The following is a 13,520-nucleotide window of genomic DNA, read 5'->3' on the forward strand; positions in this document are numbered from 1 at the left end:
GAACGCATCTCTAGAAGATTAACACTAGACTATATCCACCCTCGTAATTTTTGATGTACCTGCGCCAAGTACCACATATAGTCATCAATTTTATAGTTCTCAGCAGCCTTAACTATATAATCTTGAGCTAAATCAAGATTATTTTGGGCTTCGTAATATAATCCCAAGTAAAGATGACTGTAAAAATTACCGCGATCGCCTTCTAATTGACCAACTATTAAAACATCATCTGGTGTATAATACCCTGCATATAAATCATACACACGCTGCATAACACGTCGAGGGTCATTTTTCACAGTTAATAGAGAATTACACGCCTCTGTTACATTCGTCAAACGCGCTACGCAGAGATATCGCCAAACTGTTTCTTCTACGTCTTGGGCGTTCACTGTCAAATCGATCTCAAACTGTTGAGCGCCCTCGGCAAATCTTTCTGCATAATAGTACGATAAACCACGTTGCCATAAATAGGGTGTAAGACGTGAATCTAGTTGTTCTGCCATATCAAAATCTTGAATAGATTCCTCAATCTTGGCAAGCTGGAAGTTTACCATGCCTCGGCGGATGTAAGCATTGGGATTTTTCGGCTGATTGTGAATGATTTCGTTCCAGCGTTTAAGTTGATTTTCTAGAGAATTAGATAAAAACATGAGTTTGCCAAACTAATATGCATTTCATTAGCATATTTCCAGCCTTGCATAGAAATAGTCAATTCCTATGAGCCAAGTTTTGTCATACTAAATTCTTGGTGTTATATTTTCACCTTCCTATGACCAGCATTATCGAATTTCCTTGGCAGCAAGAGGCAATTATTCGCCACAGTCAACGCTTAATGAGCAGTTTTCAGCATTGGACAGGGGACTGTTTGCTGAATATAAATGCTTCTTCACCGCAGGAAAAAGCGCAAGTTCTATTTGAAGCACCCTTTGTATTAGTTTCTCACGGGATTGAATCAAATCCAATTTTCAACTATGGCAATCGCAAAGCATTGGAATTATGGGAGCTTTCTTGGGAAGAATTTATCACAATGCCTTCCAGAAAATCGGCTGAAGAGGTAGTGCAGGAAGAACGCGATCGCTTGTTAGCAGAAGCAGCAACCAAAGGCTTTATCAGCAACTATTCCGGTATCCGCATTTCTGGTAATGGTAAACGCTTCTACATAGAAGATACTATTTTATGGAACGTAGTAGATGAGCAAAATCAGCACTGCGGTCAAGCTGCTTTCTTCTCTAAATGGAAATTTATTACATGACTACTACCTCATAAATTTTCTGGATCAATTCCTCTTGCTTGCAATCTTGCTAACAAATCTTGATAGCGCTGTCGTTCCTGTTCCAACTCTATAAGTGCGGCTTCTTTCTCCTGACGTTCCTGCTCGGCGCGTTGATGTTCCTGCTCTCGTAGTTGATCTAGTTCTACAGATGTGAGAAACTTTCGTCCATCAGGACGATAAATTTCTAAGGTGTCTGCTATAACTTCAAATCGAATCCCCAAGCGAGGACTAACCCAACTATTCATCTCTTCAATTACTTCTAAATCCCCTCCATAACGCAGCAAGCCAGTCAAGTCAATTGTGTCTGGATTGTAGATGTAATATTCCTCAACTCCATAGCGTTGATAAAAGAGTAGTTTGTTTACCATCTCTTTAGTTAGATTTCCAGGAGATAAGATTTCAAATGCCACCTGTGGGGAAATGTTGTTTTCTTCCCACTGCTTGTAAGAACCGCGTTTACCTTTTGGTCTACCAAAAACAACCATTACATCAGGTGCTTGCCGAATCTTGTTATTTCCTTGCACGGGATACCAGAGTAAATCACCTGCGACAAACACATTATCTTGTGATGCAAACAAGATTTCTAAGTTTTCTTTAATAGTGACAATCCATCGAAATTGTTCGGTGCTGTCTGACATTGGTTGACCGTCACTGTCAGGGTAGACGATATCTGGTACGATGTCCGATGTTAGTTGTTGTACCATGCAATACCTCCAATTTTGGGGATTTGCCCTTATACTCTCAGTTTAAAAGACAGTTAAATTAAAAAAGTTGGATTTGAAAAATTGGGAGTTAACTAGGTAGCACACCAATTCTGCACATGAGAACACAATTCTGGGAAGAATTCTCGAAAGTCATGCTCAAACTCATCGTAATGGGTTGTGAGTTCACCAATAGCCTCGGTCAAGATGAATGGTCTATGCGTAGGCGTAGCCCGTCGTAGACATCGCATCGATAACCGCTTTGATATCCTCGCCAAGGTATTTTCTACACCAGTTAAATTGCGGTAAGCTCTCAACCAGTCTTCATTTACCACACGAGTAATTACCTCATTGACTACTACGGGTAGCTGACCTTGGTATGCTTGAAACGACTTGTAAATCTCTGCTGTAAACTCATCCAGAGATACGTTTGCATAATCAGACCAATTCTTTGCCAGAAAGTGATCGTAAAAAACATCTACTAATACTCCTGCAAATCGTCGATAGTCTGAGTCAATGCGCTCTTTGCTGCGTTTAACAACTATGTGGCTGTCCGTAAACTTATCAATCACTAGATGACATGCAATTCCTCGCTGGATGTTTAGGTTTAATTCTTGACGAGATGACCCTTTTACAATGTCCGCAAGAAGATTACCTAATCGACTCTCGACATTTAGTTCAGACAAAAACAAATGAGCTAGCCAATTCATTAGTACGATGCATCCATCTAAACTGTTTGGCAAATTTACCCAAAGCAGTGCAATAAAATTATTTTACCTAGTACCAACGACTAAATCCAAATTTGTCCATGAGGTAGAAGAAACTACTTGCAAAATTCAGTATTGTGAAGCTAGTTGCTCAAAAATCAGGAAAATCGTCTGTGGTTCCAATTAGAGATAATAATCCTACAACAATCACGCCTTATGTTACTTTTGGACTGATTGCTGCCAATGTCCTGGCTTTTCTTTATGAAGCAAGTCTTCCTCCGCAAGCATTAAATGGATTTTTACACCTTGCGGCTGTAGTGCCGCGAGAACTCACTTTAAGCTTTGGCGGCATCTCTCTCAATCAACCAGTGCCAGAATGGGCAACATTGATTAGCTCACAATTTTTGCACGGTGGTTTGTTGCACTTAGCTGGCAATATGCTGTTTCTCTGGATTTTTGGTAACAACGTTGAAGATAAGCTGGGTCATGCTAAATATTTGCTTTTTTATCTGTCTTGCGGCGTTTTAGCATCGTTGACCCAGTGGTACTTTGCCCAGAATTCTAGCATTCCTTCTTTGGGTGCAAGTGGTGCGATCGCTGGTGTCATGGGAGCATATATTCTCCGCTTTCCCAACGCCGAAGTTATCGGAGTAGTACCTTTAGGGTTTTTCTTCCCTAGTTTCCGCGTCCCAGCATATTTCTTCTTAGGATTCTGGTTTCTCCAACAATCTTTCTATGGACTTGCCAGTCTAGAAACACCTACCAATATTGGCATGGAAAGCGGCGGTATCGCTTACTGGGCCCACGCAGGTGGTTTCATTTTTGGGGCAATTCTCGGCCCGCTGTTAGGTTTATTTAGCGACAAATCTAAGGAAGAATCCTGGTACGGGTAGCCCTCCAAGGTATCATAGATACTTTAAAGATCTCATAGGTGAAATTACCTAAACTTCGCAACTGCCAGCCACACAGGATATATTGCAGTTAATCGATAATTAGGAAAAACACCTGTGTTTCCCCTCTACGACGAAAATCCGACGCGAATCACCCCGTATTTCACCTATGGGTTAATCGGGATGAACATTTTAGTCTTTCTTCACGAAGTGAGTCTGTCCAATGAACAATTAGAGCAGTTTTTCCAGCTATATGCCGTAGTACCACGAGAGTTAACTACCAACTTCGCCGGAGAGTGGACGACTTTAATTACGTCACAATTTTTACACGGTGGTTGGTGGCACTTGATATCAAATATGATATTTCTCTGGGTTTTTGGCAACAATATTGAAGACCGCTTAGGTCATTTCAAATATTTGATTTTTTATTTGGCATGTGGTGCTTTAGCAGCCGCGTGCCAATGGTTTATTAGCGTGAATTCTGCTATTCCTTCCTTGGGGGCAAGTGGTGCAATCTCTGGGGTTCTAGGTGCGTATATTATCCGCTTCCCTCACGCTAGAGTTACGACCTTAATTTTCTTGGGTTTTTTCGTGACTACAATTAGCGTTCCGGCACTGGTAATAATCGGGATTTTCTTTGTGCAGAATGTGATATCAGGTTTTGCCAGCCTGCAAGCAGCTGCAAATATGAGTGTGGAATCAGGTGGAGTTGCCTACTGGGCGCACATCGGGGGCTTTGTTTTCGGGATAATCCTTGCGCCTTTGTTTGGGCTGTTTAAGCGCGACTAATGGTAATAGAGCACAGGGAACTAGAGACTGAACGGCTTCGCTGTATCTAGTGGTCTATCGCATTAATTTTGATAGTCACACGTGTTTGTAGTAAGGACTTTAGTCCTTGATTTTTTAAGCACTTTAGTTGGCAGTGGTTAGATCCCCGACTTCTTAAAGAAGTCAGGGATCTGATAGCCCACAAGTTCAATGCCCTATTCCCTTAGTTTTTACTGACGCCCGCTGAAACTTCTTCAATTTCTGTATCTGCTTGAGGTGAAGCGGCTTGTGGTGAAATTGGCTCGGGCATAGCTACTGTGATATCAGCACCATTGATAATTGCTCCTAATAGCCCTAACTCAGATTCAACCAATTGATCAATAGCTTCACCTAGCATGTTTTCTTGTGTATGGTTAGGTCGCGCCACGAGCACTATACCATCGCTGTAGGGTTGGATTAACAAAGGGTCATTGGATAAGCTCAGGGGATTAGTATCTAAAATGACCAAATCATAACGTTCGCGGACATCTTCCATTAGTCGTCGCATTTCGCTTGATTCAAGAATAGCAGCGGATTGACGCACAGGGCCAGGGCTAGGAATGATGTATAAATTTTCTACATCGGGAACTAAACGGATACATTCACTCAAGCTGGCGTAATAACGTAGGGGTTCAATAGTGGCATCGGGGTCAGCAGTTACTTTTAGGGATGCACAATGAGAAGGCGATCGCAAGTCTGTTTCAATAATCAAGGTTCTTTTGCCAGCATGGGCAGAAGCAATACCCAAGTTATAAGCACTCACCGTCTTACCTTCTTGACTACCAGTGCTAGTAATCAGCACCACCTTCAAGTCTCTACCACCAATGCGGCGCAAATTACTACGGAACTTCTCGTAAAATTCTGAATAAGGAGAATCCGGGGAAAGTACCACTGGAATTGCTTCTTTATCCAAATCATCAACTAGCATTAAAGGCAACTCTCCCAGTAGTGCCACTTCCCGTTGCTTGAGGCTCTCGCGGATATCTTCCTTGGTTTTGTAAGTGCCTTCCAACGACCCCAACAAAAATATTACTCCACCACCAACCAACAAACCGAGGAAACCACCAACACCTAGGGTAACAGGCACACTTTTAGGGGGCTTAATATCGGCTGTGACTGTGGGAAGTCTAGCAACGCTGAGGCTACTGATGGTTTCCGCCTCTGCGGTCTTAGAATCAGTAAGCTTTGTCTGCATTTGGTCATAGACAGCTTTTTTCAGTGCAACCTCTTGTTCTAAGCGCGATCGCTCCAATTGCTTATTAGGTATTAAAGAATACTCTTGCCGTAATCGGGCCTCTTGTTGGATTTCCTGAGCTAGTTGTTGTTGCAGCGTCTCCCGTTGGGTCTGCAAAGCCACCATCTGGTTGGCCAATTCCTGACGTGCTGGGTCTAAGCTACTTTGGGTACGAATACCTGCAATATCACCTCTAAGCGGAGCTGCTGTACCACCACCACCCAATACCTCAGCAGCACGTTGTTGTAGCAATTCCTCAGAAGCTTGTTTTTGACGCTGCAACTGAATCATATTTGGATGTTCAGGTCGTAAATCTTTCCTGAAAACGGCGATTTGCGCCTCAGTTTGATAAATTTGCGCTCGCAAGTTGCCAATAATTGGATCAGCACTTAAAGCAGAAGAAACATAAGCTTGCCCAACTGTTAGACCCAACTTATTTTCTAAAGAGCGAATTTGGGCATCGACCCCAGAAACAGTTAATTGAATTTGCCTTTGTAGATTTTGGCTAGCAGTAACCCCGTTGAGCAAACTGCCATTCTCAGCAGCCAATATAGCTGTTCGCTCTATGCGATCATACCGTTCTAGTTTCTGCTCAGCAATTTGTAGTTCTCGTTTTGCTTGTGGTAAGCGCTCGTCAATTTTTTGAATAATCGCTTTTAATCGCCCAGTATTAATATCACCACTCAACTTGATCATTGCTTGCATCAATTCGACCAATATCTCTGTAGCTCGCTTGGCGTCAGTATCTTTATATTTCATTTCCAGGATTGTAGATTCTAATTCTCCAGTCCTGGGATTTTTTTTAGGTACACTCAGAGCAACACTTGTACCGATCTTTGTTGGTTTAACATTGACTTTCGCTGCCACAGCTTCAATTATCTGGTCGGATAGCAAAACTTGCTCGTTCAGTTCTTTCCCTTGCTGCTGGATTTCGCTACCAGTTGCAGAGAAAGAAACTGGCGGCCCAGTATAGGTAAGCGCGGCAGATGCTACATAGCTAGCGGGTGGTTCTGGTTGCACAGCCACCACTGTTGACCCCGCTACAACTAAAGCAAAACTAGCTAATCCAATCCACTTGTACTTATCAAAAGCAATAAGATAGCGTTTAACAATTGGTGGGGTCATGGCAGATGCGTATATTAGTTATTGGTCATTTGTCATTAGTCATTTGTGAAGAGTCAAGGGTTAAAAATCATTGAGCAGTAGTTATTTCGTCTTTTTCCCTGCTTCCCCTGTTCCCTCATCTCCCTCATCACTCCTATCTAGCGACAAGGAGTAATGAGATTAGAGCAACTAATCACCACCACCGCTAAAGAATTCAAAGAAGCGGATAAAGCTCTGAATATTAAAGAATGGTTGAGTAATTGTACTGATGGCATTAGTAATTTTAGCGATGAGGTTCCGACCAACAACAATAACATCATTATCTTGAAGCGGCACGTTTTGAGATGCATCACCTCCAAGAGCCTTTTTAGCATCAAGTGTCTGAGTAACAGCTTTGCCTCGTTCAGGATCGAAGCGCACTAGAGCAATTTCCCGGAGGTTAGCTGTATCGAGATTTATTCCTCCCAAAGCATCTACAAACGTACTACCATTGGGCAGTGCTTGAGTGGCAATTCCTCCCGCAGCATAATTTAAAACTCGGACTCTAATCTGCGGTACAGCTAACGATGAACGTGCTACCAAGTTGCGATCGTAACTATCATCAGTACCGACTTCACGACGCGGCACACTTACCGCATCTCCATCTTGCAGACGTAAATTAGGTGGTGAACCGCCATTTTGCAACGCTGCATACAGGTCAATAGTTTGTGAAACTACAGAACCATCCATCAACTTTCGACGTATTTGCACTTGCCGCAGGTCTGCGGTCAAGGTTGAACCACCAGCTATCAACAGGGCATCAGCAACACGAGGTGTTCCCGAATTAATAGGATAAATTCCTGGTCTAAATACTTCCCCGCTAATGGTAACTTGAACTGGTCGCGTCCCTGTCAAAGATACTACCACAATTGGATCAATGAAAATACGACTTAAGCCTAGGCGAATTTTTTCTTGAGCTTCTTCTAAACTCAAGCCTTGTAATGACACAGTTCCTACTTGCGGCACTACAATGTTACCTTCTGGACTAATTGCGGCTTGAAAACTAAAGTCTGGACGCTGTCCTGCTAGTGATAAAACTATGATTGGATCAACTACATAACGATTTAAGCCAGAGCGGATTTTTGCTTGTGCTTGTTCTAAAGTTAAACCTTGTAAGGACACGGTTCCTAGTAGCGGTACCACAATGTTGCCTTCTGGATTAATAGCAGCTTGAAAACTCAAATCCGGGAAGCGCTGAACCGCAACACTAATTACATCTCCTATTCCTAAACGGTAGGGCCCAGGAGGACGCTGAAGTGCAACGCCAATTACATCCCCTGGCCCTAAGAGATAACGATTAAGTTGGGGGGAAACCTCGTCATTTACCCCTGGTGGTACAACTTCAACACCTAGCGGAGGTGAGGGGGGTTGCCTTGGTGATTGTCCTTGAGATGGTAAGGGCTGGGCAACAACAAGTTGGATGGGTGTTGTTAAAACGCTTACCTGAAGGCTGACAAAAAACAGAGCGCTGAATGCACGCATATGAGAACTGGGAGCTATAAACATCGGTGCAGTAATACTGAACTAAGAATTCGGTTGCGCCGAGTGGTTATTTTACTCTGTAAACAGTCGTAATGTCTCTTTTCTTTGCAATAACTTGTATTAAATTGACTCAACTCTAGTGAACTTGTTCCGAATGGTCTGGTTAATACTTGTGGCTTGAAAGTAGTCAAGTTACACTAGTCTGCGATGAAATTTTACGTTAGAGAGACTCGAACTAAATGACCGTGCAAGTATTGATCGCCGAGTCCAAATATCAGTCTTATCAGTGAGTGACAAGCGATGTCTAAGTTCCCTCCGCTAACGGCTGATCTCAAAAAGGTAGACTCTTCTTTTACGGATGTGCGTGGCACGATTGAAATGACCGATGGTATTCTTATCTATCTTTCCTACACGGGTGTCATGGATTTAGGTGAGAACGGCTATCAAAACTTTCTTAACGGTCAATTTTCTCCAACTGCAAAGATTCACACTACGCCACGGCTTCAGACTGCCCATCCTAATTACCAATGGTTGAATCGATTGCAGTGTGTTGGCATTACAGAATTGAATTTTGCCACCTTTGAAGCCGATTTTGATGTTTATGCTCTGCGTTAATTTTGCAGTTTAGAGACGTAGTTTAGGAGAATGAGTCATGAAAATTGGTGTAATCGGTGCAGGTGGAATTGGTGGAACTGTGGGCACACTCTGGGCAAAAGCAGGACATGAAGTGCTGTTCAGTTCACGCAATCCAGATCAACTCACGGATTTAGTTGTCACAGCCGGGGCAAATACAAAAGCTGGAACGATCGCACAAGCCACAGCATTTGCAAACGTAATCTTGCTTGCAGTTTACTATTGGACAACGGATGCTGCGATCGCCGCCGGATCGCTAGACGAAAAAATCTTGATTGATGCTACCAATCCCTACATTCGCGAAGCCGATAAAATTATTCGTGTCACAGACACCAGTTCAGGGTTAGAACTGGCAGCAAAAGTACCGAACGCAAAAGTTGTCAAAGCTTACAACACGCTTCCTACAGCAACTTTCGCGAATGAAGCTCGTCGTGCTGATCCCTACGCATTGTTTTACTGCGGGGATGATGCGCCTGCCAAAGCAATCGTCGCGCACCTGATCGCAGACAGTGGCTTTGCAGGGGTGATATCGGCAAATTGGAGCAAGTGATTCACCAAGAACCGGGTGGGTTAATGTATAACTGTCCCATGCCTGTAACAGAAGCTCAAAAGCTTTTGTCGTCTTTAAGATGAATTTACCAGAGGTTTTATGTTTTGAACTGCCTACTTTAGCTTGATATTTAACTATGGTCGGATTTTTGCCATCTTAGAGGCTTACTTAATCCCTGTAAAAACGCAGTTAGCTGTAACTTATTCTACAAAGCAGTCGTCATCAATGCAGCTTGCACTGCTTCTCCAATAGACTGGGCTAGAGACCACAATTTTTCTACCTGCCCTAAAGGCTCCATTGGAATGATAATACTCACGCCCACCCAAGGAGTACGTTTCTTATGCCACTGTGCCCATTGATCTGCCAAGAACCAGTGTAAAGGTGATGAATTACCACCTTCTGGCAGAGCGTACCATTGCAAAACAGCAAAGGTTTGCTGTGGTGTAGAGGCACGAAAGAACCTAGCTTCTACTTTTGTTTCGGTATTAGATCCCAACTTTGAAGGCTGTTTCACAGTAAATTCGGCAGAGCGATATTGAGCTATGTCCCACTTTCTCCAACGCGACCTTCCCCAACCGTTAATCTCTGTCCACTCGACCTCTGGTTGATCCATAGGGCCATTTTGCGGCAGCAACAGCAGGATAGCCTGGGATTCAGAACCGTCTTTCTTAATTACCTGCAATGACCATTTTCGTTCGCCAATTTGTTGTTCTGTTTGTTCAATAGTTTGCCAACCAGGAAGGGTTAACCCAGTCTTGCGTATGTGTCTTAATTCATTAAGGCTTGTAACAGGTGGCGGCTGTTTCCATTGCCAACGTCCTGTCAGATATCCGGGAATCCCTCCCATCGCTAATAGTAGCAGCAATAACAAAAGTGCTATTACTTGACTTAATTGGTTTTCCTTGAAAAACTTAAATAAGGAACTCATCAGTAAAATTTGCAATACTTAGGCAAAATTTTACTTTATAAAAGAACACCATGAGTTCAGTAATATTGACAATGTACCCTGATCTTAAATTGTTTTGGCAAAGGAGTCAGGAAGGACATTCTAACCCCTGGCTTCTGACTCCCTTTTAACTTTCCTCTTGTTGCTGAGTTTCTGGAGATGCTGAAAAATAGCTATTAATCCGATTTAGTAAAGGCACTAATAACAGCAGCATACAAGCAGAGTATAAGTCTCCGCCCCAACCCTCATGTAGCCATTGAAAAGCTGCTTCTTGACCTGTACCATGAAAGAAAGTAAGTAAAGTGTTGCGAACAATATTGGCAATAATGCTAATGACGACAGCAATAGATAAAAACCAAATAGTTGTGCGACGTGAAGACAAAGCACCCGTCCAATAAAGCAGCATCAAGCAGACATAGAGAGTAGTAAACAACATTTTCAGTCCAGCACAGTAGGGGGCAACTTCTACAATTCTTCCTCCTACGTATAAATTTATTTCATCAACGGTCACTTCCATACCAAACTGATTCAGTATGAAGCCCGCTGTGCCAGCTATGAAGCTTTGCAGAGGCAAGGTATAGGGTGCAATGAGGTAAGGTATTGCTGTCGGCGTTGCCAGAAATACTAACAACAGGGGAAATCCTTGCGATCGCAAACCTGGTATTCCCTTAAACCACAAACACAATCCTGCCAGCATAACAGGCAATGAAAGGTTAACCCACTCTGTAACGCCGCTAAGATAAAAAATTCCCCCTAATAATAAGAAGACAGCGCCCAAAGGATGGGTAATATCTGGCAATCGTCTCCACTGTTTCCGGTTCAACCAGCCCAGGTAAGCGGCAAATGGCAGGCCAATAATACCGTGGCTGAAATATTCGTGCTCTGTACTGATATTTTTGTGCAGCCAACCATCCAACCAATGTAGTAATACAGGAGCATAAAGCAGTACCAAAACGCCTAAAATAGCCAGACTGAAAATGGCTGGCGCGTTTCTGTTTTTAACCTGTTGCTGGAATGTCATGATTTTAAGCAATTCAAGATTAAAAATTAACAACTCAAAAACTATTAGCTGATGCGATGTCTACGATGGTCACTGAGCCAAGTCGTACTCCTACAAAGAAGCTAGCTACGCCTTGGTCTCCTAAAGAAGTGCGGGCTACGCCTATGCCAAGTATGTCTTGTTATCCCATATCTAAAGAAGACACAAAAGAGGTTCCTTCAAAAAACCTCTTATCAACTAAAAGGCGATCGCTAATATCAATTTTCGATTTATGCTGCAATGCTGCCAACGACAGCAGCAGATGGATCTAAACGAGAACCTGTTGAAACGACATCAGCGATCGCTGTTACAACTTCTTTTATTTGGCTACTACTCAAACCAGGATACATCGGTAACGATAATATTTGCTTTGACAGCTTTTCTGCTTGAGGAAAGTCTCCTTGCTGATAGCCTAAGCTGGTAAATGCTGGTTGAAGATGACAGGGAATTGGGTAGTGAATGCCAGTTTGAATTCCTGCTGCTGTTAGTTTTTCTTGTAGTTGCTGACGTTCTGTGGGGCAAGTGTCGTCAACTTTGATGACATAAAGATGATAAACGTGTCCTGTACCACTTTGGTTTTGTATGGGGATAATGCCAGAATTTGCTAAGGATGCTAGTTCCATATCGTACTGCTGGGCAATAGTCAGGCGATCGCGATTCCACTGTGGTAAATATGGTAGTTTCTGGTGCAAGACAGCCGCTTGCAAGGTATCCAAGCGACTATTCGTACCTGATTCAGTATGAAAATACTTTTGTGATGCACCATAATTTCGTAAGCGCCTCATCTTTTGAGCTACATCAGAATCTCGCGTCAATAACATCCCCCCATCCCCAAATGCACCTAAATTTTTGCTGGGATAGAAGCTAAAAGCTGCTGCTATTCCTAGTGAACCAGCGTGAAATCCTTCTCTTTCTGCTAGGTGTGCCTGTGCTGCATCTTCAAAAACTAGCACTTTATAAGTATCGGCAAAGTCTAATAGCTGCCGTGTTGATACCATCTGACCATAGAGATGTACAGGAATAATTGCTTTGGTCTGTGGTGTAATTGACTTTATGGCTGCTTCTAAATCAATTAAAGCTGTTTGGGGATCGCAATCTACAAGAACAGGCTTTGCGCCAGCACGTAGCACGCCAATCAAAGTTGCTATGAAGGTGTTAGCTGGTAAAATCACCTCATCGCCAGTTCCAATGTTACACGCTTGCAATCCGAGGGCGATCGCATCGGTTCCTGATGCAACACCAACTCCATATTCTGTTCCAGATGCGGCTGCAAAGGCTGCTTCAAAATCTGATAGTGCTTGCCCTAAAATAAAATCTCCCTGTTCTAATACAACCTGAAGTACCTGTTGTAGTTGCGTTTGAATCGGCTGATGTTGTAACTTTAGATCTACAAAAGGAATTTTAATAGTCATTTTATTCATAACTACTTGTCCTCAAAATTCAAATATTAAAATTTTGCTTCATCAAAGCTAATCTATTTTTACTTAACCGTAAATATCAGACTATATATATTTACTAAAAATTCTGTAATTCTTGACAAAATTGCAGCATTTTAAAAAAACGCACTTTTATTGCTAATTTTTTCAAATTAATTTATTCTAAAAATTTTATATATTATTTACTTTACATATATTTTGCAAAAACTTAGAAAATATAAGTACTATCTTATAAGATAAAAATTGCTTTTAATAAACGAGTAAAACTTGGCTTAGCAATAATTAAAATAGAATATCAATCCAAGATATTTAACTTATATCTACAAGTTAATTAAAATATTTTTGCAAATAATAAAATATTTGCCATTTTTTGCTACATCTGGCTTTCAAAAATATCAAAGAAATCCAAAATAACATATTATTTATAAATTAACTAGTTATAAATTAATAGTTTACAAATAAAGTTCATTTTTTGTCTACTTTAATATGAAAAAATACTATAAATCCTATAAATTGTGACAGTACGTTTTTTAATGTTTGAAAATTGATTACAGCAGTTATCGCTTGAGTGAGGTACACAGAAGTTATAATTAACCACAGATGAACACCCATAAACACTGATAAATTTGTACCTCAGCCGACTAGGCAACGCTAGAATGAAGCATTTGAATATCTTTGA

General features: G+C 41.9%; 13 protein-coding genes. 5 read left to right on the plus strand and 8 right to left on the minus strand.

Annotated features, from left to right (window positions below; translation table 11 throughout):
- Window positions 1–29: 29 nt before the first annotated feature.
- A complete protein-coding gene (locus tag FNW02_RS23350; protein WP_191759879.1) occupies window positions 30–650 on the minus strand; it encodes a tetratricopeptide repeat protein in 621 nt (206 codons plus the stop codon).
- A 119-nt stretch (window positions 651–769) separates the two neighbouring features.
- Here FNW02_RS23350 and FNW02_RS23355 point away from each other — a divergent pair, with 119 nt between their 5' ends.
- Entirely contained in the window at window positions 770–1,252 is a 483-nt protein-coding gene (locus tag FNW02_RS23355; RefSeq protein ID WP_191759880.1) for an MEKHLA domain-containing protein, read from the plus strand.
- An 8-nt stretch (window positions 1,253–1,260) separates the two neighbouring features.
- Here the strand turns inward: FNW02_RS23355 and FNW02_RS23360 are convergent, their stop codons facing one another.
- Entirely contained in the window at window positions 1,261–1,977 is a 717-nt protein-coding gene (locus FNW02_RS23360) for a Uma2 family endonuclease (RefSeq protein ID WP_191759881.1), read from the minus strand.
- Window positions 1,978–2,069: 92 nt separating this feature from the next.
- On the minus strand, window positions 2,070–2,684 hold the full coding sequence (locus tag FNW02_RS23365) for an acyl carrier protein phosphodiesterase (RefSeq protein WP_191759882.1): 615 nt from the start codon (window positions 2,682–2,684) through the stop codon (window positions 2,070–2,072).
- 170 nt (window positions 2,685–2,854) lie between these two features.
- Between FNW02_RS23365 and FNW02_RS23370 the strand changes: the two genes are divergently transcribed.
- Window positions 2,855–3,574, plus strand: coding sequence for a rhomboid family intramembrane serine protease (locus FNW02_RS23370; RefSeq protein WP_191759883.1), 720 nt, complete (start codon window positions 2,855–2,857; stop codon window positions 3,572–3,574).
- A 114-nt stretch (window positions 3,575–3,688) separates the two neighbouring features.
- Window positions 3,689–4,360, plus strand: a complete 672-nt coding sequence (locus FNW02_RS23375; RefSeq protein ID WP_191759884.1) for a rhomboid family intramembrane serine protease — start codon at window positions 3,689–3,691, stop codon at window positions 4,358–4,360.
- Between the two features lie 202 nt (window positions 4,361–4,562).
- On the opposite strand, the gene FNW02_RS23380 is transcribed toward FNW02_RS23375, so the two are convergent.
- Entirely contained in the window at window positions 4,563–6,737 is a 2,175-nt protein-coding gene (locus tag FNW02_RS23380) for a GumC family protein (RefSeq protein WP_191759885.1), read from the minus strand.
- Between the two features lie 168 nt (window positions 6,738–6,905).
- Window positions 6,906–8,261, minus strand: a complete 1,356-nt coding sequence (locus tag FNW02_RS23385; RefSeq protein ID WP_191759886.1) for a polysaccharide biosynthesis/export family protein — start codon at window positions 8,259–8,261, stop codon at window positions 6,906–6,908.
- Between the two features lie 276 nt (window positions 8,262–8,537).
- On the opposite strand from FNW02_RS23385, the gene FNW02_RS23390 reads away from it, so the two are divergent.
- Both FNW02_RS23390 and FNW02_RS23395 read left to right on the plus strand, forming a co-directional pair.
- Window positions 8,538–8,852 carry a DUF3237 family protein gene (locus FNW02_RS23390; protein ID WP_191759887.1) on the plus strand — a complete coding sequence of 105 codons (315 nt, stop codon included), beginning with the start codon at window positions 8,538–8,540 and terminating at the stop codon, window positions 8,850–8,852.
- A gap of 37 nt (window positions 8,853–8,889) precedes the next feature.
- Complete coding sequence (locus tag FNW02_RS23395) at window positions 8,890–9,420, plus strand: NADPH-dependent F420 reductase (protein WP_225225857.1); 531 nt, start codon at window positions 8,890–8,892, stop codon at window positions 9,418–9,420.
- A gap of 205 nt (window positions 9,421–9,625) precedes the next feature.
- Here FNW02_RS23395 and FNW02_RS23400 read toward each other — a convergent pair whose 3' ends face one another.
- The 3 genes from FNW02_RS23400 to FNW02_RS23410 all read right to left on the minus strand — a co-directional run bounded on the left by FNW02_RS23400 (window position 9,626) and on the right by FNW02_RS23410 (window position 12,826).
- Window positions 9,626–10,348, minus strand: coding sequence for a cyanoexosortase B system-associated protein (locus FNW02_RS23400; RefSeq protein WP_191759888.1), 723 nt, complete (start codon window positions 10,346–10,348; stop codon window positions 9,626–9,628).
- Window positions 10,349–10,493: 145 nt separating this feature from the next.
- Window positions 10,494–11,387: a cyanoexosortase B gene (gene crtB, locus FNW02_RS23405; RefSeq protein ID WP_191759889.1), complete on the minus strand. Its 894-nt coding sequence runs from the start codon at window positions 11,385–11,387 to the stop codon at window positions 10,494–10,496.
- Window positions 11,388–11,635: 248 nt separating this feature from the next.
- Window positions 11,636–12,826: a DegT/DnrJ/EryC1/StrS family aminotransferase gene (locus FNW02_RS23410; RefSeq protein ID WP_191759890.1), complete on the minus strand. Its 1,191-nt coding sequence runs from the start codon at window positions 12,824–12,826 to the stop codon at window positions 11,636–11,638.
- Window positions 12,827–13,520 lie beyond the last annotated feature (694 nt).

It is taken from the genome of Komarekiella delphini-convector SJRDD-AB1, from assembly GCF_014831675.1.
GTDB lineage: Bacteria > Cyanobacteriota > Cyanobacteriia > Cyanobacteriales > Nostocaceae > Komarekiella.